Annotated in this window: 21 protein-coding genes; 15 read left to right on the forward strand and 6 right to left on the reverse strand. The window is 66.4% G+C overall.

The window, feature by feature from the left end:
* Positions 1-251 precede the first annotated feature (251 nt).
* The 8 genes from AUL36_RS12735 (at position 252) to dhaL (AUL36_RS12775) (ending at position 9,530) form a co-directional block, all read left to right on the forward strand.
* Positions 252-1,733, forward strand: a complete 1,482-nt coding sequence (locus AUL36_RS12735) for a sugar ABC transporter ATP-binding protein (protein WP_062221336.1) — start codon at positions 252-254, stop codon at positions 1,731-1,733.
* A gap of 67 nt (positions 1,734-1,800) precedes the next feature.
* Positions 1,801-2,787: an ABC transporter permease gene (locus AUL36_RS12740; protein ID WP_058600382.1), complete on the forward strand. Its 987-nt coding sequence runs from the start codon at positions 1,801-1,803 to the stop codon at positions 2,785-2,787.
* A 95-nt stretch (positions 2,788-2,882) separates the two neighbouring features.
* Positions 2,883-3,866 (forward strand): substrate-binding domain-containing protein, encoded by a 984-nt coding sequence (locus AUL36_RS12745; RefSeq protein WP_058600383.1) that lies wholly within the window; start codon positions 2,883-2,885, stop codon positions 3,864-3,866.
* A gap of 169 nt (positions 3,867-4,035) precedes the next feature.
* Entirely contained in the window at positions 4,036-4,809 is a 774-nt protein-coding gene (locus AUL36_RS12750) for an SDR family oxidoreductase (RefSeq protein WP_062221339.1), read from the forward strand.
* A gap of 25 nt (positions 4,810-4,834) precedes the next feature.
* On the forward strand, positions 4,835-5,836 hold the full coding sequence (locus tag AUL36_RS12755; protein ID WP_062221410.1) for a dihydroxyacetone kinase subunit DhaK: 1,002 nt from the start codon (positions 4,835-4,837) through the stop codon (positions 5,834-5,836).
* Between the two features lie 11 nt (positions 5,837-5,847).
* The gene (dhaL, locus tag AUL36_RS12760) at positions 5,848-6,492 is read left to right on the forward strand and encodes a dihydroxyacetone kinase subunit DhaL (RefSeq protein ID WP_062221342.1); all 645 of its coding nucleotides are present in this window, start codon (positions 5,848-5,850) and stop codon (positions 6,490-6,492) included.
* Positions 6,493-6,590: 98 nt separating this feature from the next.
* Entirely contained in the window at positions 6,591-8,690 is a 2,100-nt protein-coding gene (locus tag AUL36_RS23295) for a bifunctional sugar-binding transcriptional regulator/dihydroxyacetone kinase subunit DhaK (RefSeq protein ID WP_082655817.1), read from the forward strand.
* A gap of 216 nt (positions 8,691-8,906) precedes the next feature.
* Positions 8,907-9,530 carry a dihydroxyacetone kinase subunit DhaL gene (dhaL, locus tag AUL36_RS12775; RefSeq protein ID WP_062221345.1) on the forward strand — a complete coding sequence of 208 codons (624 nt, stop codon included), beginning with the start codon at positions 8,907-8,909 and terminating at the stop codon, positions 9,528-9,530.
* Positions 9,531-9,551: 21 nt separating this feature from the next.
* Here the strand turns inward: dhaL (AUL36_RS12775) and AUL36_RS12780 are convergent, their stop codons facing one another.
* Entirely contained in the window at positions 9,552-10,988 is a 1,437-nt protein-coding gene (locus AUL36_RS12780) for an ROK family protein (protein WP_062221349.1), read from the reverse strand.
* A 5-nt stretch (positions 10,989-10,993) separates the two neighbouring features.
* Complete coding sequence (locus tag AUL36_RS12785; protein WP_062221416.1) at positions 10,994-11,908, reverse strand: tagatose-bisphosphate aldolase; 915 nt, start codon at positions 11,906-11,908, stop codon at positions 10,994-10,996.
* A 169-nt stretch (positions 11,909-12,077) separates the two neighbouring features.
* Between AUL36_RS12785 and AUL36_RS12790 the strand changes: the two genes are divergently transcribed.
* From AUL36_RS12790 to AUL36_RS12805, 4 genes are all read left to right on the forward strand, one after another.
* Positions 12,078-12,983, forward strand: a complete 906-nt coding sequence (locus tag AUL36_RS12790; protein WP_192843833.1) for a sugar-binding transcriptional regulator — start codon at positions 12,078-12,080, stop codon at positions 12,981-12,983.
* Between the two features lie 330 nt (positions 12,984-13,313).
* Positions 13,314-14,309 carry an ABC transporter substrate-binding protein gene (locus AUL36_RS12795; RefSeq protein WP_062221355.1) on the forward strand — a complete coding sequence of 332 codons (996 nt, stop codon included), beginning with the start codon at positions 13,314-13,316 and terminating at the stop codon, positions 14,307-14,309.
* Positions 14,310-14,511: 202 nt separating this feature from the next.
* Positions 14,512-15,609 (forward strand): ABC transporter permease subunit, encoded by a 1,098-nt coding sequence (locus AUL36_RS12800; RefSeq protein ID WP_082655818.1) that lies wholly within the window; start codon positions 14,512-14,514, stop codon positions 15,607-15,609.
* Positions 15,602-16,351, forward strand: a complete 750-nt coding sequence (locus AUL36_RS12805; protein ID WP_062221358.1) for an ATP-binding cassette domain-containing protein — start codon at positions 15,602-15,604, stop codon at positions 16,349-16,351. The genes AUL36_RS12800 and AUL36_RS12805 overlap by 8 nt, the downstream gene beginning before the upstream one ends.
* A 94-nt stretch (positions 16,352-16,445) precedes the next feature.
* On the opposite strand, the gene iolB is transcribed toward AUL36_RS12805, so the two are convergent.
* From iolB to AUL36_RS12825, 4 genes are all read right to left on the reverse strand, one after another.
* Positions 16,446-17,243: a 5-deoxy-glucuronate isomerase gene (gene iolB, locus AUL36_RS12810; RefSeq protein ID WP_062221361.1), complete on the reverse strand. Its 798-nt coding sequence runs from the start codon at positions 17,241-17,243 to the stop codon at positions 16,446-16,448.
* A gap of 10 nt (positions 17,244-17,253) precedes the next feature.
* Positions 17,254-18,138: a myo-inosose-2 dehydratase gene (iolE, locus tag AUL36_RS12815; RefSeq protein ID WP_062221364.1), complete on the reverse strand. Its 885-nt coding sequence runs from the start codon at positions 18,136-18,138 to the stop codon at positions 17,254-17,256.
* Between the two features lie 70 nt (positions 18,139-18,208).
* Complete coding sequence (locus tag AUL36_RS12820) at positions 18,209-20,119, reverse strand: bifunctional 5-dehydro-2-deoxygluconokinase/5-dehydro-2-deoxyphosphogluconate aldolase (protein WP_062221367.1); 1,911 nt, start codon at positions 20,117-20,119, stop codon at positions 18,209-18,211.
* A gap of 161 nt (positions 20,120-20,280) precedes the next feature.
* Positions 20,281-21,168, reverse strand: coding sequence for a MurR/RpiR family transcriptional regulator (locus tag AUL36_RS12825; protein ID WP_062221370.1), 888 nt, complete (start codon positions 21,166-21,168; stop codon positions 20,281-20,283).
* A gap of 162 nt (positions 21,169-21,330) precedes the next feature.
* Here AUL36_RS12825 and AUL36_RS12830 point away from each other — a divergent pair, with 162 nt between their 5' ends.
* The 3 genes from AUL36_RS12830 (at position 21,331) to AUL36_RS12840 (ending at position 24,194) form a co-directional block, all read left to right on the forward strand.
* Positions 21,331-22,155 (forward strand): TIM barrel protein, encoded by an 825-nt coding sequence (locus tag AUL36_RS12830; protein WP_244497119.1) that lies wholly within the window; start codon positions 21,331-21,333, stop codon positions 22,153-22,155.
* Between the two features lie 91 nt (positions 22,156-22,246).
* A complete protein-coding gene (locus tag AUL36_RS12835) occupies positions 22,247-23,170 on the forward strand; it encodes a sugar ABC transporter substrate-binding protein (protein WP_058600396.1) in 924 nt (307 codons plus the stop codon).
* A gap of 85 nt (positions 23,171-23,255) precedes the next feature.
* Positions 23,256-24,194 (forward strand): sugar ABC transporter substrate-binding protein, encoded by a 939-nt coding sequence (locus AUL36_RS12840; RefSeq protein ID WP_062221372.1) that lies wholly within the window; start codon positions 23,256-23,258, stop codon positions 24,192-24,194.
* Positions 24,195-24,231 lie beyond the last annotated feature (37 nt).

The following is a 24,231-nucleotide window of genomic DNA, read 5'->3' on the forward strand; positions in this document are numbered from 1 at the left end:
CGGCGGCTTCGATCCGGCTCCGCGCCGGGAAGGGCCCGCCTCTAAGCGCGCAGCGTGTCGTCCCGATGACAGCTTTGCTCACGCCGGTTCGCTTGGAGGGCAGGCCGCGTTAACAAACATCCGTGACGGCGAAAGTCGCAGTTGACATATGTCGAGTGATATCTGAAAAAAGTCACATGGACGCCGAGGGGAGTCGGCGGGGAGGTTGAAGGCGGGGGCCGGGAAGAGGCTTCGCCTTCGGGAGGAATGCCATGTCGACACCGCTTCTGCGGGTTGAGGGCTTGCGCAAGTCGTTCGGCGGCGTTGCGGCCCTGAAAGACGGCCGTTTCGAGCTGGCCCCCGGTTCCGTTCACGCGCTCTGCGGCGGCAATGGCGCGGGCAAGTCCACCTTTCTTTCCATCCTGATGGGTATTCACCAGCGCGACGGCGGCACGATCTGGCGCGGCGAGCGCGAGGTCGAGTTTTCGAGCCCCGCCGAGGCGCTGGCCGCAGGCATCGCGATCATCGAGCAGGAGCTGAGCCCGGTTCCGTTCATGACGGTGGCCGAAAACATCTATCTCGGCCGCGAGCCCTCGGGCCGTTTCGGCGGCATCGACTTTCGCGCCATGAACCGCAACGCGCAGAGCCTTCTGGGTGGGCTCGGCTTCGACATTCGCGCCAACCAGACCATGCAGACGCTGACGGTTGCGCAGATGCAGCTGGTCGAGATCGCCAAGGCGCTGAGTCACGACGCCGACGTCATCTTCATGGACGAGCCGACCTCGGCTATCGGCGAGCGCGAGGCGCAGCAGCTTTTCTCCGCCATCGAGCGGCTGAAGGCGCAGGGGCGCGGCATCGTCTATGTCTCGCACCGCCTGTCCGAAATCTTCCAGATCGCCGACAGCTACACCGTGTTTCGCGACGGGGCCTATGTCGCGAGCGGCAAGCTCGCCGAGACCGATCGCCCGTCGCTGATCCGGATGATCGTGGGCCGTGAGCTCGGCGAGGAATATATCAAGACCAACGCGCCGACCGAAGAGGTCGGTCTGGAGGTCGAGAGCCTGTCGAGCCCCGGCCGGATCGAGGACATTTCCTTCTCCGTGCGCAAGGGAGAAATCTTCGGCATCTATGGCCTGATGGGCTCGGGCCGCACCGAGATCTTCGACTGCATCTTCGGTCTCGATCCTAAACGCGAGGGGCAAATCCGCGTCGAGGGCGCGCCGGTCTCGATCTCCGGCCCGCGCGACGCGATGCGCGAGGGCATCGCCCTCGTGACCGAGGACCGCAAGCAGACCGGCCTCAACCTGTCGGACTCCGTGCGCTCCAATATCGCGCTGGCCAGCCTGCCCGAAATGAGCCCCGGCTTCGTCATGCGCGGCAAGGCCGAGGTCGAGGCGAGCCGCGCCATGATCGAGCGCTTCGCCATCAAGGCGGCGCGCGACACGATGCCGGTCTCGGGTCTCTCGGGCGGAAACCAGCAGAAGGTCGTGCTCGGAAAGTGGTTCCTGCGCAATCCCCGCCTTCTGCTTCTGGACGAGCCGACGCGCGGCGTCGATGTCGGCGCCAAGCGTGAGATCTACCGTGTCATCTGCGACTTCGCGGCGTCGGGCGGCACGGTCGTCATGATCTCCTCGGAGATCGACGAGGTGCTGGGCATGTCCGACCGCATCATGGTGATGCGCGGCGGACGCGCCGCCGGCATCCTGCCGCGCGCGGAAGCCAGCGCCCAGTCGCTCGTCCATCTGTCGACCTGAGCCTCGCGCGTCGCGCCTCAAGAAACGTCTCGAACGCACCGGGAGAACAGCGTTGTCTGACATCGGTATGAAGCCCGCCACCGGCTGGCTCGGCTCGGAGCGCCGCCGGCTCCTGATCCAGGAATACGGGATCTTCATCGCCTTCCTCGTTCTGGTGGCGGTGCTCGCCTTCTCGAACGAATATTTCCTGACGGCCGGCAATATCTCGAACGTTCTGCTGCAGACGTCGATCAACGGCATTCTGGCCATCGGCATGACCTTCGTCATCCTGACACGCGGCATCGACCTTTCGGTCGGCTCGGTCGTGGCGCTGGCCGGCATGGTGAGCGCGAGCCTTGCCACCACCTCGCCGGCGGGCGTCGCGGGCGGTCCCTATCCCGTGGCCCTGGCGCTGGCAGCCGGCATTCTCGTCGGTGTCCTGTCGGGCTCGATCGTCGGCGTGATCGTCTCGCGTTTCTCGGTGCCGGCTTTCGTCGCGACGCTCGGCATGTTGTCGGCGGCGCGCGGCGCGACGCTGATCTATGGCAATGGCCGCCCGGTGCCGGGCCTCGTGCCCGACTTCCGCGTCATCGGTACGGGCAATGTGCTCGGCATTCCCATGCCCGTCGTGATCCTCGCCGGCGTCTTCATCCTGTCCTGGTGGGTGCTCTCGCGCACCCGGTTCGGACGCTATATCTACGCCGTCGGCGGCAATCCGCACGCCGCCAAGACGTCGGGCATCGACGTCACGCGCATTCGCTTCCTTGTCTATGTCATCTCGGGCGCTCTCTCGGGTCTGGCCGGCATGATCCTTTCGGCGCGCACGGGCTCGGCCCTGCCGCAGGCGGGCGTCGCCTATGAGTTGGACGCGATCGCGGCTGTGGTGATCGGCGGCACCTCGCTGTCGGGCGGCGTCGGCCGCGTCACAGGAACGCTGATCGGCGCGCTCATCATCGGCGTCATGAACAACGGCCTCGATCTCCTCGGCATCCAGTCCTACTACCAGCAGATCCTGAAGGGCGCCTTGATCGTCGGCGCGGTGATGCTGGACCAGACGCGCAAGCACTCCGCCTGACGCGCGTACTCTCTTGGCCGGCGGAGGAGCCGGCCCAGCCCAACGGAGCACCATCCTGGCGCTCCCGCCTACATCCTACAGGGAGGGAACACCCCATGAAGAAGCTCATGCTCGCCTTCGCCATGGCCTCGGCGCTCTACGCGCCCTCGGCGATGGCCCAGGAGAAGCTGAAGATCGGCGCGACCGTCTACGGTCTCAACGCCGAGTTCATGCAGATCTGGACGGCTGCTCTGCAGAAGCATCCGGCTGTTCAGAAGGGCGAAGTCGAAGTCACGATCTTCGACGGCCGCTATGATGCGCTGGTCCAGCAGGAGCAGTTCAACACGATGATCACGCAGAAATACAATGCGATCATCTTCGTGCCGATGGACATCGAGGCGGGTGCCGCCGCCGTGCAGGCCGCTCATGACGCCGGCATCCCGGTCGTCGGCTCCAACGCCCGCGTCAACTCCGACCTGCTCACCTCCTATGTCGGCTCCAACGACGTCGAGGCCGGCGAGCTGGAAGCCAAGTCCGTTCTCGACAAGATGGGCTGCAAGGGCAATGTCGTGATCATCGAAGGCCCGATCGGCCAGTCCGGCCAAATCCAGCGCCTCGAAGGCAACGAGAAGGCGCTGGCCGCCTGCCCGGACGTGAAGGTTCTGGAGCAGCAGACGGCCAACTGGTCGCGCGCCGAGGCCCAGACCCTCATGGAAAACTGGCTGACCTCGCATCCCGGCCAGATCCAGGGCGTCATCGGCCAGAACGACGAGATGGCGCTCGGCGCGATCGAGGCGATCAAGGCCGCGAACCTCAAGGTCTCCGACTTCGCCATTGCCGGCATCGACGGCGTGACGGACGCGATCAACGCCGTGAAGCGGGGCGAGATGGCCTCCATCCTGCAGGACGCGAACGCGCAGGCGCAGGGCGCGCTCGACGTCGCCATCAAGGCCGTGAAGCCGGACTACAAGCCGGAATCGCCGATCTGGCAGCAATATCCCTCGATGAAGTGGGACGATGGCAAGGACAAGACCTATCTCGTGCCTTGGACGCCGGTGACGCTCGAGAACGCCGACAAGCTTCTGGAATCCCGCAAGTAATCATCGAACGGGGAGCGGCCGGCTCGTCGGCCGCTCCCCCATCCCGGGCTATGGGGCGACGCCCGCCTCTCTCCTCCCATCCGGTTCCTCCCCCGGTGCGGGCGTCTCCCGACAGGCCGAAGGCTGAAAGTCTTCCGTCAGCGCAATCGAACATCGAAGGAAAGGCGTCATGAGCGAAGTCACGCCGCAGGTGGATTTGAACTTCTCGCTGGCCGGCAAGGTCGCGCTCGTCACGGGCGGCAGCTCCGGCATCGGCGCGGCGATCGCGGAAGCCTATGCCCAGAAGGGGGCGCAGGTCGCCGTTCTCGACATCCAGGCGGAAGCCGCCGAAGCCAAGGCCGCGTCGCTCGGCAACGGCGCGAAAGCCTTCCGCTGCGACGTGTCCGACGCCGCCTCCGTCGAAGCGGCGGTTCAGGGCGTGCTCCAAGCGTTCGGGCGCATCGACATTGCCGTCAACAGCGCCGGCATCGTCGCGCTCGCCCCGGCCGAAAGCCTCTCGCTCGACGCCTGGGACAAGACCATCGCGATCAATCTCAAGGGCACCTTCCTCGTGGCGCAGGCCGTGGGCCGCGCGATGATCGCGGCCGGTAAGGGCGGCAAGATCGTCAATCTCGCCTCACAGGCCGGCACGGTCGCGATCGACGAGCACGCGGCCTATTGCGCCTCCAAGTTCGGCGTCATCGGCCTGTCCAAGACGCTCGCCGCCGAATGGGGCAAGCACGGCATTTGCGTGAACACGATCTCGCCGACGATCGTGCTGACCGATCTCGGCCGCAAGGCCTGGAGCGGCGAGAAGGGCGAGGCCGCCAAGGCGCGCATCCCCGCCGGGCGCTTCGCCTATCCGCAGGAAATCGCGGCGGCCGCGGTTTTCCTTGCCTCCAACGGGGCGGATATGATCAACGGCGCCGACCTTCTGGTCGACGGCGGCTATACCATCATCTGATTTCGGGAACGGATCGCAGGACATGATGCAGCGTTTCATCAACAATCCGGACGAGGTGGTGGAAGATACGGTGAAGGGCTTCGTGAAAGCCCATTCCGATCTCGTCCGCCTGTCGGAGCGCAATCGGCGCGTGATCGTCTCGACCTTCGCGCCCAAGGCCGGCAAGGTCGGCGTGGTGACGGGCGGCGGCTCGGGTCACGAGCCCGCCTTCATCGGCTATACCGGCCAGAACATGCTGGACGCGGTGGCCGTGGGCGAACTATTCTCCTCGCCGACGGCCAAGAGCTTCCATGACGCGATGGTCGAGGCCAATGGCGGCGCGGGCGTTATCTGCCTCTACGGCAATTATGCCGGCGACAACATGAACGTGAAGATGGCGACCAAGCTCGCCGCCAAGGACGGGATCGAAGTCGCGACCGTCGTCGCCAATGACGATGTCTGCTCGGCCCCGCTCACCGAGCGCGAGAAGCGCCGAGGCGTCGCGGGCGAGATTATGATGTGGAAGATCGGCGGCGCCAAGGCGGCCGAGGGTGCGAGCCTCGAAGAGGTACGCGTCACCGCCCAGCGCGCCATCGACAATTGCCGCTCGATCGGCGTCGGTCTCGGCCCCTGCACGCTTCCTGCCGTCGGCCACCCGAACTTCCAGATCGAGGCCGGCACGATGGAGGTCGGCATCGGCCATCACGGCGAGCCGGGCATCCGCGTGGAGCCGCTGAAGACCGCGGCCGAAGTCGCGCGCGACATGGCAACGATCGTGCTCGACGATCACGCGCTCGCCGAGGGTACCGAAGTCGCCGTTCTCGTCTCGGGTCTCGGCGCGACGCCGCTGAACGAGCTCTACATCCTGAACGACACGATCGAAGAGGAGATCGCCCGGCGCGGTCTCAAGATCCACCGCACCTATGTCGGCAATTATTTCACCTCGCTCGAAATGGTGGGCGCGACGCTGACGGTGATGGCGCTGGACGAGGAGCTGAAGAGCCTTCTCGACAAGGAGGCCCGCTCGCCCGGCCTCGCGCAGGCTTGAGGAGAGGAACGATGCAGAGCTTTCCCAATGCCGGCGGCGATCAGATCATCCTCGCCATGGCGGACAAGATCATCGAGAACCGGGCCTATCTCTCCGAAATCGACGGCAAGATCGGCGACGGCGACCATGGCGTGAACATGGCCAAGGGCTTCGGCATGGCGGCGGAGCGGCTGAAGGGCCGCGACGCGACGCTCACTGAGGCTATGGAAGCCTTGAGTGAAGTGCTGATGGGCGAGATCGGCGGCTCCATGGGCCCGCTTTACGGCATGATGTTCACCGAATTTGCCGAAGCAACGGGTGAGAACGAGCGCATCGACGCGGCCACCTTCTCGGCCATGCTCCATAAGGGGCTGGAGGGCATCCAGTCCATCGGCTCGGCCAAGGTCGGCGACAAGACGCTGATCGACACGCTGGTGCCCGCAGTCGAAGCCTTCGACGCGGCGAACGCGGCCGGTCAGCCTTTCGCTGAGGCGCTTGACGCGCTGGTTGCGGCTGCCGAGACGGGGCGCGACTCCACGATTGATCTCGTGGCGAAGATCGGCCGCGCCAGCCGGCTCGGCGAGCGCTCGCGCGGCGTGCTCGATGCCGGCGCGACCTCCTGCGCCATGATCCTCACGACCTTGGCCGAGGGCGCGAAGGCTCGGCTCGCGGCCTGATCCCGTCACCGCCCCGGTTCCACCCGCCGGGGCGGTGATTGCGCTTCACAGCCGCGCCGTGTGAAAGGTGATCGCAAAGGCAAGCCAGACGAGGCGGCGTGACAGCGGCGAGAGACAAAGCCAAAACGACGAAGTCGCAGGCGGGCGAGGACACCGCGCCGATCCCGCTGCGCTTTGGCGACGATCCGCAGCTTTGGGCCGCCTGGCTGTATTACGAAGAGGGCCTGACCCAAGGCGAGATCGCCGATGCCATGGGCGTGTCCCGCGCCACGGTGAATGCCACGCTGGCCGATGCACGGGTGCGCGGCGTCGTGGACATTACGATCGAGCCGCAGCGGCTGGCCGCGCTTACGCTGGCGCGCGAGGTGAAGCGCCATTTCGGGCTGCACGACTGCTTGGTCGTGCCGACCTCCGGTCCGCCCGGCCAGCATATCGACCAGCTCGGGCGCGCCGGTGGACTCGCGCTGATCGACACGCTGCGCTCGGGTGATACGCTCGCGGTCGCCTGGGGGCGCACGGTCATGGCCATCGCCCGCCAGCTTCGCGCGCGCCCGCTTCAGGATCTGCGCGTGGTGCAGGCGACAGGCGGCATGAGCACCGGGGGGCCGGATTCGCCGGAGCTTTGCGCCAGCGCCATCGCCGAAGCGCTGGGCGCGGTCTGCCTGCCGCTGACGGCACCCGGCATCGTCTCCTCGCCGCAATTGCGCGCCCTGCTCTTAGCCGAGCCGCTCTTGCGCGCGCAGTTCGAGGCGCTGCGCGGAGCGAGCCGCGCGCTCATCGGCATCTCCTCGCTGCGTCCCAATTCCACCATCCACACGTCCGGCTTCTTCGACGCCGTGCCCTTGCAGGATTATCTGGCGCGCAATGCCGTCGGCGTGCTCGCAGGGCGTTTTCTCGGGCCGAATGGCGAGCCCGTGGAAGGGCCGCTGGACGAGCGCACGATCGGCCTATCGCTCGCCGATCTCGCGCACATCGAACGACGCATCGCGGTGGCCGGCGGGTTCGATAAGGTGCCGGCCATTCTGGCCGCCCTGCGCGGTCGCCATTGCAACGTGCTGGTCACCGACGCGGCGACGGCGCGTGGCCTGCTCGACGCCGAGGGCGTCGTCAGCCAGCCGGCCCCCAAACGCGGCGCAAAACCGGCCGACCCTGCGGCCGCGGCCGGACCCGAGCTTCAGCGCCGCTTCGTCAAGAAATTCCTGAACGACCCGGACGATGTTGTGGACGAAATGCTGGATGGCGCGGCCCGCGCCCACCGCGAGCATCTCGTTCCCATTCCCGGCGCGCGGCGCGCCTTCATGGCGAAGGAGGGACCAAGGGACGGCCATGTCGCGCTGGTCGTCGGCGGCGGCTCGGGCCACGAGCCCTGCTTTCTCGGCTATACCGGGCGCGGCATGGCGAGCGCGGTGGCGGTCGGCAACGTCTTTTCCTCGCCTCCGCCCGACCCGATCCTGCGCGCGGCGCGCGCCGCCTCCGGCGGGGCCGGCGTCCTCTTCATCTACGGCAATTATGCCGGCGACACGATGAACTTCGAAATGGCCGCCGAGTTGGCCGGCGAAGAGGGCATTGCCGTGCGCACCGTCGTGACGACCGACGACGTCGCCTCCTCGCCGCTGGAGGATCGCGACGGGCGTCGCGGCGTCGCGGGCAATGTCTTCGTGTTCAAGGTGGCGGGCGCGGCCTGCGATCTCGGCTGGTCGCTCGATGCCTGCGAACAGGCCGCGCGCCGCGCCAATGCGCGCACCACCACGATGGGCGTCGCGCTGGAGCCCTGTTCCATGCCGCAAAGCCGGCGCTTCAATTTCGCGATCGGGCCGGACGAGATGGAAGTCGGCGTCGGGATTCACGGCGAGCCGGGCGTCTCGCGCGAGACGATGCGCCCGGCCGACGCCGTGGTGGATACGATCATGGACCGCATTCTGGCCGAACTGCCCAAGGAATCAGGCGGGCGTGTTGCCGTTCTCGTCAATTCCTTCGGCGCGACGCCGTTGATGGAGCTCTATGTCCTATATCGCCGTGTCGAGCAGCGTCTTCAGGCGCGAGGGTTGAGCGTGGCGCGCAACTGGATCGGACATTACTGCACCTCACTCGACATGGCGGGCGCGTCAGTCTCGGTTCTCCATCTCGACGACGAGCTGCTGCGCCTGCTCGACCATCCCTGCGACACGCCCTTCTTCCGTGTCGGCGGTGCGGTTTGACGGGCGAGCGCTGGGGAGCAAGGCGCGAAATGGTCTGTTTGCCTTGCGAACCGTAGGTTGGACATTCTAGAGCAATGCCGTCGAGCGGCGGTTCGACAGAAATGCTCCAGGCTTTTGTTTTCTGCATCGTCCCGGCGCGAAAGCTGATTCGGCTCTCGCTGGAAATGCTCTAGACCGGACCCGTGTTCATGCCGCGCCGGGAGGGCGCCAAGGCTCATGCAACAGAACAGACCCGATCCGATCGCCGCGCTGTTCGCGGCCGTGTCCGAGGTGGTCGAAGCCCAGAAGTCCTATCTGTGCGAACTCGACGGGCCGATCGGCGATGGCGATCACGGAACCACGATGGCGCTGGGGTTCCGCGCGGTGCAGCGCGCTTTGGCGGGCGGTCCGGCCACCGATCCGGCCGAGACGTTCCGGCGCGCGGCGGCGGCTTTTCTGGATGCGGTGGGTGCCTCCACCGGACCGCTCTACGCCACCGGCTTTCGCCGCGCGGCGCAGCGGCTCGACGGGCGCGAGGGCTTCGCCACCGAAGAGCAGGTTCTGATGCTGGAAGGCGTGGCGGCCGGGATTGCCGAGCGCGGCAAGGCGAGGCGCGGCGACAAGACCATGCTGGATGTTTGGTTGCCGGCGGCGGAAGCCGCGCGGGGTGCCTTGGACGTGGATCGGCCCATCTGGCCAGCGGCGCTGGAAGCGGCCGAGCGCGGGGCGGAAGCGACCGGCGCGATGGTGGCCTCGCGCGGGCGGGCGGCACGTTTGGGCGAGCGCTCGCTCGGCCATCTCGACCCCGGCGCGGTGTCGGCGGCGTTGATACTGAAAGCGATGGCCGGCGTGCTCGGCTGAGCCGCCAGCCCCTTTTTCGTGTCAGGCCGCAAGGCTCGGGCGAACCGTCCCGTCCAGCGCGCTGAGAACCCAGCCTTTCAATCGCGCGGCGTCGAGCGCTGTGGTCGTATCGACATCGAGCCGAGGCCCGAGGTCGAGCGGCCGGGCGCGGGCGGCGAGCGCGATGAGTTCGGGCACATAGTCGAGGCCGGGATGGCCGACGGGCCGATCCGCCACGCGCGCGGCGTAGCGCGCGCCGATCGTCTCGGGCGGCGCGCTGCACCAGAGTTCCACCACCGAGCCGACGCCGGCATCCGCCAGGAGCGGATCAAGGAAGTCTCTGGGCTGAAACCCGAACCAGGCATCGAGGATCAAAGTGGTGCCCTCGGGCGCTTCACGTGCCAGCGCGAACATCGCCGCCATGCTGGCGCGCCCGAGCTTGCGGTTGAAAGGTCGGTCCACGCCTTCGATCTCAGTGAGGAACGGGTTCTTCACCGTGTCGATCGACAAGATGGGCCAGCCCGTCGCGTCCGACAGGGCGCGCGCGACGCCGCTCTTGCCGCTGGCTGGAACGCCGTTGACGAGAACGAGACGCTTCTGCGTAGAGGATCGCTCGGGGAGCGCCGCCAGCGCCGCGCCGATCACGCCGGCATCGTCCCCCAGCCGCGCGGGCGCGACCGGGCTGTCATACCAGCAGGCGACTTTCTCGATGCCGGAGAGCGCGGCAAAAGCCGCCTCTCCGAGGCCACCGCCGAGAAGCACGAGCTCGGGGTCGAGAATGGCGACGAGATCGTCGATCGCATGGCGCAGCGGCCCCGCCCAGGCTTGCAGAACGCCGCGCGCCACCTCGTCGCCGCCCGCGCGGTGGGTGAGAAGATCGGCCGCGCTCGTGCCGGCGGGCAGGCCGGCGCGCGCGATGTGGCGGCCGAGCGCGGTGCCCGAACTCACCGTTTCCACGCAGCCGCGCTTGCCGCAGAGGCAGGGCTCGCCGGCGGGATCGACTAGGATATGGCCGAGCTGACCGGCCGTGCCGCGCGAGCGCAGCAAGCGCCCGCCCTCCATGATCGCGCCGCCAATGCCCGTGCCGATGGTCAGCATGACGATATTCTCGGCGCCCCGGCCGGCGCCGACGCGCGCTTCCGCGACCAAGGCCATGGAGCAGTCATTGTCCACGGTGACGGGCCAGCCGAAGCGCGCTTCGAGATGCTCGGCGAGGGGAACGCGGGAGAGATCGACATAGCCGCCCGAGAGAACCCGCCGCGCGCCGAAATCGACCCGGCCGGGCACGCCGACGCCCATTGCAGCGACGCTGCCATCGTCCAGCTCGGCAGCCAGAGCTTCGATCCGCTCCAGAACCAGATGCGGGTCGGGCGCGCTCGCAATGCGAGCGCGCGCCAGGATCTCGCCCTCGGGCGAGACGCGGGCGGCGCGGATATGCGTGCCGCCGATGTCGATGCCGATGGCGTTCCTCCCCGCCATGGCGATCAGGCGACCTTGGCTTGGGGCGCGCGGTGGCGCGCGATCACGGCCTGGATTTCGCGAAGGCGCGGCACGGCGATCGTTTCCAGCCGGCGGCGCGTCTCGGCGCGGTCGAGCGAGATGCAGTCCTTCCACAGAGAGCGGCCGGCGATGACGCCCGAAGCCCCGTTCGCCATGGCGATGTCCACCTGACCCAAAAACGTCTCGTGATCGACGCCCGCCGAAAGAACGGCCCAAGGCACGTCGCCCGACATGGCGGTGACGGCGACGCAGGATTCCGGCGAGCCGGGATAGGGAAGCTTCAGAACCTTGGAGCCGAGATCGAGGCAGATGCGCGTGCCGCCCTGAATCAGCTCGGGAATCTTCGCCTTGTAGGCTTCGGGCGCTTCGCCTTCCAGCGCATAGGTCAGGAACTCGACCACCAGAAGCAGGTCCTCACGCGCGAAATCGGCGATGACCTGCTCGAGGATCGCGATATTGTGCGTGTTGGCGGCCGGCGTGTCGGAGCGGAGATAAACCATGATCTTGCCGCCCGTGCCGCCCAGCGCGCGAACGCGGCGGGCATCGACGCCCTCCACCAGCTTCGACAGGCGATAGCCTTCCGGCGAGACGTCCCATCCGGACGCGTCGAGGCCGATCAGCAGCGCTGTGTCGCGCTCGAGAACCGCGTCGTCCACAAGCTGCGGCACGGCGCAGATCGGATCCACCAGAACGCAGCTCGCCTGGCTGGCGAGATAGCGGGTGATGTCGGCCTTGGTGAGCCCCAGTGTGTCGTTGCCGATCTTGGCCTGTTCGGCCGGGTCGCTCGCGAGCAGCGTGCGCATTCCGCCCCGCTGGTCGCAGGCGATCACCATCATCGCCCCGTCCGGGCCACAGATTTGATGGTAGCCGCGCAGTTCCGCCGTCGTCATACGTGCCATCAGAAAGTCCTCCCAGGATGCGCGCGCCCGCGTTCCCGCCGGAAGGGGCGGGTTCTGGAGGCGCGTCGCTTGCATGTTGCCGTGAGCTGATATAGCTCGGTAACATATTACAGAAAGGAATTGCAAGCTGGCTTCGTCACCAACATCCGATCAGGTCGCCTCGCGCACGCTGATGCACACGGTCGCCAAGCTGCACTACGAGGGCGATCTCAGCCAGGTCGATATCGCCAAGCGGCTGGGGCTTTCGACCGCGACCATTTCGCGCCTGCTCCAGCGCGCGCGCGCCGAGGGGATCGTGCGCATCGAGGTGCGCGATCTCGTTTCGCCCGATGCGCTCGGCCAATCGCTGGTGGAGAAGCTCGGACTCAAGCAGGCGGCGGTCGTGGAGGTGCCGAGCGGGCAGAGCGCGGGCGCGCTGGCCGCGCCGGTCGGCCAAATGCTGATGGGGCAGGGGCTATCAGTTGGTTCGGTGGTCGCCATCGGCTGGGGCCGGGCGATCCGCGCCGTGATGGAAACCGGCCTGCCGCCCGTGCCGGGCGCGCTGACCGTGCCTGCAACCGGCGGGATGCAGCAACACGCGCCGCATTTCCAGATCAACGAATTCGTCCGGCTCGCCGCCGAGACGCTGCAAGGCACGCCGCATTTTCTTCACGCCCCTTACTTGCCCTCGGCCGCGACGCGAGACGCGTTTCTGGCCGATCCGACCATTGCCGGCAGCGTGTCCCTGTGGGACCGCGTGTCGGTCGCGATCCTGGGCGTCGGCCTGCCCCATTCCTCCAACTCACCCGACGAGACGGCGGCGACGCCCGGCGAGCGCGCCTTGGGGGACGCCGTGGGCGACGTCCTGCGCCATTACATCAGGCGCGACGGCAGCGTGATCGACTGGGACGGAGAAGGGCGGATGATCGCCATGTCCGCCGACCAGCTCCGGCGCACGCCGCTCGTGGTCGGCGTGGCGCTGGGCGAGGCGAAGGCGGCCGCGATTGTGGGCGCGGCGCGCTCCGGCCTGATCTCGGCACTGGCAACGGACGCGCGCACGGCCGAAGCCGTTCTCAGTGAAGCGGAAAAGGATTGATCGAAATTTTGACGCGAGAAAAAATCTACGCTCGCACAACGAAAGATAATTGACAGGCGATCCGCCTTGGCATTCCCTTGGAGGATGCGAAGGCAGCTTCAATGTGCCTTTCGGGAATGGATCCGGTACGTCGATCCCGCTTTGGTTTTCGTCTCGAAACAGTGCATGAAATTGCTTGCAGCAACAATTTTCACTTGACGATCGGTCGCTCTCGCAGAAAACATAAGATCCATGAGCGGCCGGTTCGGTGAAGCACCATCCGAGCCCGACCCCCGAGCGAACATGTGTGGGAGCACATTCGGGGCGCCGGCTCATCCAAGGGAGGAACACATGCAGCGTCGTTCGATTCTGAGGGCGGCGGCCGGCTTGGCCGTGGCCGCATCCATTGGCCTGACCGCAGCCCCCGGCTTTGCGCAGGACAAGAAATACACCGTGGCGCTCATTCCGGGCCTCACCACGGACGCCTTCTACATCACGATGCGCAAGGGCGCGCAGGCCGCCGCCGACGCGCTGGGCGTGAACCTCGTGTTCCAAGGCGCGCCGGAGTTCAATCCGGTGGTGCAGGTCCCCGTCCTCGACGCGACCATCGCCCGCAAGCCGGACGCGATCCTGATCGCGCCGACCGACAAGACCCAGCTCGTCGAGCCGCTGCGCAAGGCCAATGAGGCCGGCATCGCTGTCATCACCGTGGATACGTTCATCGGCACCGGCCAGTACCAGACCGGCAAGGGCGACGCCGACTTCCCGCTCGCCTATATCGCGTCCGACAACGTGCTGGGCGGTCGCATGGCGGCGCGCGCGCTGGCCACTGCCATCGGCGACGCCGGCGGCAAGGTCTATGTTTCCAACGTCAAGCCGGGCATCTCCACGACCGACCAGCGCGAAGCCGGTTTCAAGGCGGAGATGAAGGAAAACTTCCCCAAGATCACCGTTCTCGACACGCAGTTCAACGACAACGACGCCAATAAGGCCGCGAGCCAGTTGCAGGCCGTCTATGCCCGCAATTCCGATCTGAAGGGCGTGTTCGGCGCCAATCTCTTCTCCGCGCTCGGTGCCGGAAACGGCGTTCAGCAGGCCGGCCAGACCGGCAATATCAAGGTCGTCGCCTTCGACGCGCCGGGTTCGATCGTCGATAACATCCAATCCGGCCTCGTGGACGCGGCGATTGCCCAGCACCCGGCCGAAATCGGCTATTACGGCGTCGTGTCGGCCTATGCCCATCTCACCGGCCAGTCGATCCCGACCAATATCGGCACTGGCTTCACGGTGATCAACAAGGCGAACGTCTCCGACCCGAACGTCGCGAAATACGTCTACTCCGAGTAGCAACCCTTCGGCTTCGCGGTCAGCGTTATCAGCTGGCCGCGAAGGTTCAGCGCCCGATGCTGGCTCGATCCAGCGATCCCGCGCTTCGTGTCGCTCCAGCGTTCCGGCCGGCCCTCAGCACCCTTTCGCACCGGCCCGCCTCATTCCTTCGCGCATCGATCTCAGCCACGAGAGGCGGAACCGCCGCCGGGCAGGTGAACTCATGACAGCATCCGTAACGGGCGCGCCGCTTCCCGGCTCGCCTCAGACCCCGCCGCCGGCGAGCCCCGCCGTCCACGTCAAGCCGCAGGCCGACCACGCCGACAAGGCCAAGACCTGGCTTCAGCGCGTCGCCGATCTGAGGGCTTGGCTCTTTCTCCTGGCGCTGGCGCTCGGCTTCGAGGCCTGGGCGCGCATGGAGTTCGGCGGCACCTTCATCTTTAATTCGTTCAACATCCAGTCGATCGCGATCTTCGCCGTCGCGCCGCTGATCCTGGCGACGGGCCAGACCTTCGTGATCATTTCGGGCGGCATCGATCTGTCGCTCGGCTTCATCATGGGGCTGGCCGCCGTGGTCGCCGCCCATACGATCAACGCCGTCTCGCCCGGCCTCGGACTGCCCATGGGGGTTCTCGTCGGAACGATCGTCGCGGTGGCGGTCGCCGGCATTCCCGGCCTGATCAACGGTCTTCTCGTCTCGCGGCTTCGCGTGCCGCCCTTCATCGGCACGCTCGGCATGTTCGGCGTGGCGCGCGGCGTCGCCTTTCTTCTGGCCGGCGGCACCACGGTTCCGATCAGCAATTCCTTCTTCGCCACGATCGGCAACGGGCGCATCTTCGGCTTGCCCTATATCATCCTCATCACCGCGCTCTTCGTTCTGGTGATGCACTATCTTCTCAGCCAGACGCGCTTCGGGCAGCACAATTACGCCATCGGCGCCAATGTGCAGGCGGCGCGCCGCTCTGGCATCAACGTCAAGTCGCATTTGCTGCGGCTTTACATTCTCTCGGCGCTGTGTGCGGGTCTGGCCGGCGTCGTTTATTCCGCGCGTTTCAACGCGGGCGCGGCGCAGGCCGGCGAGCCGCTGCTGCTCGACTGCGTGGCGGCCGTGGTCATCGGCGGTGCCAGCCTCTTCGGCGGCTCGGGCACCATTCTGGGCACGGTCGCGGGCGCTTTCGTCATCGCGGTCATCCAGTACGGGCTCGTCTTCGTGAATGTCGAACCCTTCTGGCAGTTCATCAGCGTCGGCATCGTCATCATCATCTCGGTCCTGATCGATCAGGCGCAGCGCCGCTTCTCGGGAGGTCGCATCGATGAGTAATTCGGCTCAAGCCATTCTCGAAGTTCGCAATCTCTCCAAGCATTTCGGCGCGGTGCGCGCGCTGAACGACTTCTCCATGACCATCGCGCCGGGCGAGGTCGTGGCGCTCGCGGGGGACAATGGCGCGGGCAAGACGACGCTGATCAAGGCGATCTCGGGCGTCTACAAGCCGACCTCGGGCGAAGTGCGCCTCGAAGGCAAGCCCGTGTCCTTCTCGACGCCCCAGGAAGCGCGCGACAGCGGCATCGAGACGATCTACCAGGATCTGGCGCTCGCCGATAATCTCTCGATCGGCGGCAATATCTTCCTCGGCCGCGAGCCGATGACGAAGAAATTCGGCTTCCTGCCGGTGCTCGACCGCAAGAAGATGTCGGAGGCAGCGCGCGATACGATGGCGCTGCTCGACTTCCACGTCTCGCGCATGGACGCGCCGGTCTCGAACTTCTCGGGCGGCCAGCGGCAGGCCGTGGCGATCGGGCGCGCGGTCTATTGGAACGCGCGTCTCCTGATCATGGACGAGCCGACGGCGGCGCTGGGCGTGCCCGAGCAGCGTAAGGTCATCTCGTTGATCCACCAGCTGAAGGCGCAGGGGCGCGGGGTGATCTTCATCTCGCACAATCTGCAGGACATTTTCGCCGTGTCGGACCGGATCGTGGTGCTTCGGCGCGGCGTGCTCGCCGGCGAGCGGCGCATCGCCGACACGACGCATGACGAGGTGGTCAAGCTGATGGTGGGCGGCTAAGGCCGTCCCGTTCTTTCCCTTCCAATACAACAAAAGCGCGGAATGGAACTCCATCCCGCGCCTTTTGCCATGCTTATTACAGGGTTCGTTCGTCTCAGGCCTTCAGGAGCCACTCGTGCTCGGGTGCATTGTGGAACTTCCACGTCCGCTTCGGCCCGGCCATAACGTTGAGATAATAGAGATCGTAGCCGTGGATCGTCGCGCAGGGGTGGTAGCCCTTCGGCACCAGCGTCACGTCGCCGTCCTCCACCGCCATGGCCTCGTCCAGCGAGCGATCGTCCGTGTAAACGCGCTGGAAGGCGAAGCCCTGCGGCGGGTTGATCCGGTGGTAGTAGGTTTCCTCCAGATAGGATTCCTTCGGCAGATCGTCCTGGTCGTGCTTGTGGGGCGGGTAGCTCGACGTGTTGCCGGCGGGCGTGATGACCTCCACCACCAGAAGCCCATCGGCTTCCGCCGTTTCGGGCAGGATATTGGTGACGTGGCGGACATTGTTGCCGCGCCCGCGCACTTCCTGCGTGTTGTCGTCCTCGCCGATCAGGCGCGGCGGACGCGCGCCGGGCTCGCCCGGCGCGGTGCAGACGGCGAGTTCCAGATCGGTCTCGGCGGTGACGCGCCACTGCGCCCCCGCCGGCGCGTAGACCGAGGAGGGCTTGCCGTCGAAGGGGGACATGCGACGGCCGACTGTGCCGAATTCCTGTCCGCCCGCCGTGATATCGGCCTTGCCGGAGACGAGAACGAGGCAGACCTCCCGATCCGCCTCGCCGCCCGAGACGCTCTCGCCCGGCTTTAGCCGATGCAGCGCGAAGCCGACATAGCGCCAGCCGGCGCTATCAGGCGTGACTTCGACGACCTTGCCCTGGTCGCCCGAGGGTTTGACGAGCAGCTTGGACATATCCTGCCTTTCAGCGTTTCAGACCGGCTTCGGCGATGAAGCGGGTGAGATTGTCGTAGCCGAGCTTCACATAGGTCGCGGGATGGGCCTTCTCCGGGTCCTGCTCGGCCTCGATGACGATCCAGCCGGAATAGTCGGGAAGCTGCTTGAGCACCGAGACATAGTCCACCGATCCGTCACCCGGCACGGTATAGACGCCCGCCAGAACCGAGGTCAGGAAGCTCCAGTCCTCCTGCGCGGCCTGCCGCGCCACGTCCGGGCGCACGTCCTTCACATGGACATGAACAATCCGGTCGCGGTAACGGCGCGCGAGGTCGGCCGGGTCCGTGCCGCCCCAGGTGGCGTGGCCGGTATCGAGCAGCAGCGTGAAGGCCGGGCCGGTGCCCTCCATCATCCGGTCGATCTCCGGCCCCGTCTGAATCACCGTTCCCATATGGTGGTGATAGGCGATGCGCAGCCCTTCCGCTTTCAAAAGCTCGGCAAAGCGCGTGAGGCGGGGCAGGAAGCGCGCCCATTCCTCTTCCGTCAGGACGGGCCGGGCGTGGAGCGGGGAGGATTCGTCGCCATGCACCGTGCGCGTGCATTCGCAGACAATGAAAATGTCGGTGCCCGCGCCCTTCACCAGAGCGATATGGTCGCGCGCGGCTTCGAACTCGGCTTCGGCGTCGCGATCCAGGAGGAAGGTCGAGTACCAGCCACCGACGAAATCCATGCCGTATTCGCCGAGCTTGGCCTTCAGCGCGCCCGGCTCGCGCGGGAACTTGTGGCCGAGTTCCATGCCCTCGATGCCGATGGCGCTTGCCTCCGTCAGGCACTGTTCGAGGCTGATATGGCCGCCGATGTCCTGCCGGTCGTCATTGCTCCAGCAGATCGGGTTCGCGCCGATGCGGATCATGCTTCCTCCACGAAATGTCGGGCCGCTGGGATGCGGCCCGTTGAAAGGGTTGGGTGATGGGCGGGATGCGTCAAGCCGCTTCTATCTGCCGGCCCGCGCCCTGCCATGCGTCCACCAGCGCGCCGAAGCGGCGGGCCATATCGGCGATGGCGGTTTCATCGTCGATCTCACCGCGCAGCCAGCGCCGCGCCGCATCGGCGAAGATGGTGCGCCCGACCGCAAAGCCCTTGACCATGGAGACGTCGGCGACGGCCCGGAAGGCGGCGGTGAGTTCGGCTTCCGGCGCGTCGAGGCCGAGCAGCACGATGCCACGGCAATAGGGATCGCGCTCGGCGATGGCGGCTTCGATCCGCTGCCAGGCGCTCACGCTCTTCTGCGGCTCCAGCTTCCACCAGTCGGGTTTGATGCCGAGATCATAGACGTGGCGCACGATCGAGGCGACCGTGTCCTCCTCCAGCGCGCCGTGCTTGCCGGCGATGATCTCCACCAGAAGCTCGCGGCCGACGGTCCGCGCGGCGTCCGACAGGCGCAGAAGCTCGCGGTCCTGCCGCGCCTTCAGTTCGGCCGGATCATCGGGGTGATAGAAGCAGAGGCATTTGACGACGTGATCCACCGGCCATTCGGTGAGATGGCTGCCGAGGTCGGGCATATGGTCGAAATCGAGCGGGCGCGAGCCCGGCTTCTCGACCGGGCGGCCGATCCAGAAGCCCTTGGCCGCCGCGCGGTAGAGCGCCTTCTGGCCGTAGATTCCATCCAGCAGGACGCCGAAGCCCGGCTGGTCGCCCGCCACGCGCGAGGCCGCCTCGACGGCGAGGACCTTGAAATCCTCGATCCGCTCGCGCGGCGCGCCGGCGGCCTCCGCCATTTCCTCGATCTGCATCCGGTGGTCGCAGGCGAGCGCCATCAGGCGCTCCGGCCCCGGCCGGCGGGTGGTCGCCCAGTGAATATGGTTGAGGTCCTCGTCCTTGCGCAGGCGACGCCGGATCTGGTCCTTGGCGAGAAAGGCGTCGAGCTCGGCCGAGGTCGGATATTCCGGCGAGCAGAGAAGGCGCGACACGGCGAAGGCGCCGCAGGCATTGGCCATGGTCGCGCATTCGCCATGGGGCTTGCCGCGCAGCCAGCCGGCGAGAAGGCCGGACATGAAGGCGTCCCCCGCGCCGAGCACATTGAACACCTCGATCGGGAAGCCGCGCCCGGCGACGCCATCCTCCAGGGTCTCGATCGGCCCGTCGAAGATGATGCAGCCCATGGCCCCGCGCTTCAGAACCAGCGTGGCCGACGAGACCGCCCGGATCGCCTTCAGCGCCGCCAGCGGATCGCTGATGCCGCCCGCGATCATCATTTCCTCTTCCGTGCCGACGATCAGGTCGCAATCGGGCAGGATCAGCTGGAGCTTGGACGAGACGTGATCCGAGGCGACATAGCGCTCGAAGCCTTGGGCATGGCCGGCAAGGCCCCAGAGATTGGGGCGATAGTCGATGTCGAAGACGACCTTGCCGCCCGCCGCCTTGGCGAGGCGGATCGCCTTCAGCTGCGCGGCTTCGGTGTTGGGCTTGGAGAAATGCGTGCCGGTGACGACGATCGCGCGGGCCGAGGCGATCAACTCGTCCGACACATCGTCCTCGCAGAGCGCCATGTCGGCGCAGTCGCTGCGATAGAAGATCATGGGCGAGACGCCCTCGTCCTCGACGGCCAGAAGAACCAATGCGGTGAGGCGCTCAGGGTCGACCGTAACGCCCTTCGTCTCGACGCCCTCGCGCGCCAGCTGCTCGCGCACGAAACCGCCCATCTGCTCCGCGCCGACACGGGTGAGCAGCGCCGATTTGAGGCCGAGCCGCGCCGTGCCGATGGCGATATTGGCCGGGCAGCCGCCGACGGACTTGGCGAACGAGGCGATGTCCTCCAGCCGCGAGCCGATCTGCTGGCCGTAGAGATCGACCGAGCAACGACCGATCGTGACGACGTCGAGCACCTGGCCCATGAGCCACCTCCCTGTCTCTAGAGGCCCGTCGCCTCGCCGGATGAGGGATGCTCCTGCCGCATCCCCGTCGCGAAGCTCGGGCTCGAATTCCTCGGCGCTAGATGAAGCATGTGATCCCACGAGCGTCAATATGGAATTTGAATTCCACTTTTGAAGCGCCGTCAGCTTTTCGTGTTGTTGTCCTTCTCCCCCAGCAAGGCGCGGCGGCGCTCGGCGAGGCCCACCACCAGCGTCATGGCGAGGGCCATGGAGGCGGCGAGCGAGCGAAAGCCCTGGAAATCCGCCTCCACCACCTCGAACCAGAGGTGGCCGTCGGACACGAGCGGGCTGAATGGGCTATCGGTGATGACGACGAGCGGCGTGCCGAGTTCCACTGCCTGCCGCGCATAGGCGACGGTGGACGAGGCATAGGGCGTGAAGGAAATCGCGATCGCCGCATCGCGCTTTGTCGCGAAGGACATGGTCTCGGCATCGGTTCCGACCGCCGAGCCGATCAGGACATTGCGAATGCCGAGCTTGCCGAGCGCATAGCTGACATAGGCCGTGACGGGAAAGGAGCGGCGCTGCGCGATGAGATAGATCGTCTCGGCTCCGGCCAGAACGTCGATCGCCCGGTCCATGGTGGAGATATCGAGCTTGTCGTGCATCCCGGTGATCGAGCGGGTGGAGGCTTCGCAGAAGCCGTCGAACAGGACGGCCGAGCGCGACGCATCGCCATTCTTGGCGCGCAGCGACAGAAGTCGGTCGTCATAGTTGGAGACGTGGTTGCGCAGGCGCTCGCGAAACAGCATCTGAAGGTCGGAAAACCCGGCGAACCCCAGCGCCTGGCTAAAACGGATCAGGGTCGAGGGCTGAACCCCGGCCTTGTCCGCGATGGTCGTCACCGTGCCGAGCGCGATCTCGTCCGGCTGGGCGAGCGCAAAGGACGCCACCTGCTTCAACCGCTTCGACAGCTTGACCGATCCACCGGCCAGACGCTCGCGCAGCTCCGCGAAACTCTCCGGCGCGGTGCCCTGCATGGCTCCGATCTCTCCCTCCTCCCGCATCATTTGGCATCCTTTTCATTTTTCGCGACCCAACCGGAAGGGGTGGTTGACACGCTTCGCTCACTCAGAATACAAATTTCCATATCGGATAAAAAGGGCATATGAATTCCAAAATTGCTACGAGCCGCTGAAAAGGTTCGATCGGCGCCCTGGGAGGGGGAACTGGTGGTCGATTTCGCACTCAATCATAGGGTTGCGCCGCGCCTCGGACTGGATGGTCTCCTCGTCCTGACAAAGGCGTTGGGTATCAGCTCGGTGGAAATCCGCAACGATCTGCCGGGCGTGGCCCTATCCGACGGAACGTCGCCGGACGACGTGCGCCGGGCCGCCGAGGCGGCTGGCGTGCGCATTCTCTCCGTCAACGCGCTGCAACGCTTCAACGACTGGACGCCCGCGCGCGCCGAAGAGGCGAGGGCCCTCGCGGCGCAGGCGAAGGCGGCTGGTGCTGAGGCGCTGGTGCTCTGCCCGGTGAACGAAGAAAACTTCTGGACGAGCGACGACACAAGGCTTTCGGCGCTTCGCGAGGCGCTGGCGGGTCTCGCCCCGATCCTGAAAGATGCCGGGCTTCTCGGCTATGTCGAGCCGCTGGGCTTTGCCGAATGCTCGCTGCGCCTCAAAAGCGAGGCGGTCGCGGCGATCGACGCGGTGGGCGAAGCGGATCGCTTCAAGCTGGTGCACGACACGTTCCATCACTTTGTCGCCGGTGCGAGGGAGATGTTTCCCGCGCGCACGGGGCTCGTTCATATCTCGGGCGTCGAGGACGCTTCGGTGCCGCGCGAGGCCATGCGCGACCCGCACCGTGTTCTTGTCGGCCCGGCCGACCGGATCGGGAATTGTGATCAGATCCGCGCGCTTGCGGCCGGCGGCTATGCCGGGCCGCTGTCCTTCGAGCCTTTCGCCGCTGAAGTCGCCGAGAGCCCGGACGTGGCAGCCGATCTGCGCGCCAGCATGGAATTCGTCGCAGCCGGTCTGAGATCGGCTGCGGCGTGACGGCATGACGCTGCCGGCTGGGAGGCCGGCGGCGGAAATGGACATGTCGGACGCGGCAGAGGCCCGTCCGAATCCTTGGGAGGAAACACGCATGAAACGCATTCTGCTCACGCTCGCCGCCTCGGCCGCGATGATGGCTTCGGCCCATGCGGCCAATATCGGCGTCAGCATGGCGTCCTTCGACGACAACTTCCTGACCGTTCTGCGCAACGGCATGGAAGATGCCGCCAAGAAGGCGGACGGCGTGTCGCTTCAGGTCGAGGACGCGACCAGCGACATCGGCAAACAGCTCAACCAGATCCAGAACTTCATCGCCCAGAAGGTGGACGGCATTATCGTCAACCCGGTGGACACGGACGCCACCGCGCAGATGACCAAGCTCGCGACGGCGGCCGGCATTCCGCTCGTCTATGTCAACCGCCAGCCGGCGGACGTGGAGAAGCTGCCCGAGAAGGTCGCCTTTGTCGGCTCCGACGAGAAGAAGTCCGGCACGCTCCAGACGCAGGAAGTCTGCAAGCTCTTAGGGGGCAAGGGCGAGATCGTCGTCATGATGGGTGATCTGTCGAACCAGGCGGCGCGCCAGCGCACGCAGGATGTCGAGGACGTCATCGCCGCCGAGCCCTGCAAGGGCATCAAGATTCTCGACAAGCAGACGGCCAACTGGCAGCGCACCCAAGCGACCGATCTGATGACCAACTGGATTTCGGCCGGCCTCAAGCCCGCCGCCGTCATCTCCAACAATGACGAGATGGCGATCGGCGCGATCCAGGCGCTGAAGGCAGCCGGCACCAAGGACGTGATCGTCGCCGGCATCGACGCGACGCAGGATGGTCTCGCCGCCATGAAGGCCGGCGATCTCAAGGTCACGGTGTTCCAGAACGCTGCCGGCCAGGGCAAGGGCGCGATCGACACGATCCAGAAGCTCATCAAGGGCGAGAAGACCGAGAAGGTCGTGGACGTGCCCTTCGAACTCGTGACCCCCGCCAACATGGCCCAGTACGAAGCCAAGAACTGACCGAAGCCAAGACCTGACGATTCGGCCGGGGCGCTGCCATGCGCGGCGCCCCGCTTCCCCCTTGCTCCTTGACGGAACTCGAACCATGACGACGTGTCTTCGCGCGGCGCTGGCCGTGTCTTTTCTGTCCCTTATGGCAGCTCCCGCGCTGGCCGAGACGATCGGCGTCAGCATGGCGCGCGCCGATTCCGTGTTTCTGACCATCCTGCGCCAAGGCATGGAAACGCGCGCCAAGGCGATGCCCGGTGTCACGCTCCAGGTCGAGGACGCGCAGAACGACCCGCAGCGCCAGCTCGACCAGATCCGAAACTTCATCGCCGCAAAGGTCGATGCCATCGTCGTCGCGGCCGTGGATGGCGACGGCACGCCCGCCATGACCAAGCTGGCGAAGGAAGCCGGCATTCCCATCGTCTATTCCGTCCATCCGCCCGCCGACCTCGACACGCTTCCCGAGAAGACCGCATTCGTCGGCTCCGACGAGGTGCAGTCCGGTACGATGCAGACGGAGGAAGTCTGCAAGCTGCTCGGCGGCAAGGGCGCGGCCTATGTGCTGATGGGGCCGCTCAACAACCACTCCTCGATCGTTCGCACCAAGGATATCGAGGACGTGCTGGCGACGCCTGCCTGCAAGGGCATCACCATCGTCGACAAGCAGGCCGCCGGCTGGGACCGGATCGAGGCCCAGAACATCATGACCAACTGGCTGTCGTCTTCGGCCGATTTCGACGCGGTGATCGCCAATAATGACGAGATGGCAATCGGCGCGATCCAGGCGCTGAAGGCGGTCGGTCGCGATCCCAAAAGCGTCGTGGTCGCCGGCATCGACGCGACGCCGGATGGGCTCGCCGCCATGAAGGCGGGCGATCTCGACGTCACCGTGTTCCAGAACGCGACCGCCCAAGGGGCCGCTTCCGTCGAGGCCGCCGCCAAGCTCGCCAAGGGCGAGGCCACCGAGCGCAAGATCTGGGTGCCGTTCGAACTGGTGACGCCGGCCAACATGGCTCAGTACGCCGGCGCGAAGTGAGGCGTTCGAGCGCGAACGAAGTCCAGGAGAGGTCCAT

Source organism: Aureimonas sp. D3 (genome assembly GCF_001463805.1).
GTDB lineage: Bacteria > Pseudomonadota > Alphaproteobacteria > Rhizobiales > Rhizobiaceae > Aureimonas > Aureimonas ureilytica_A.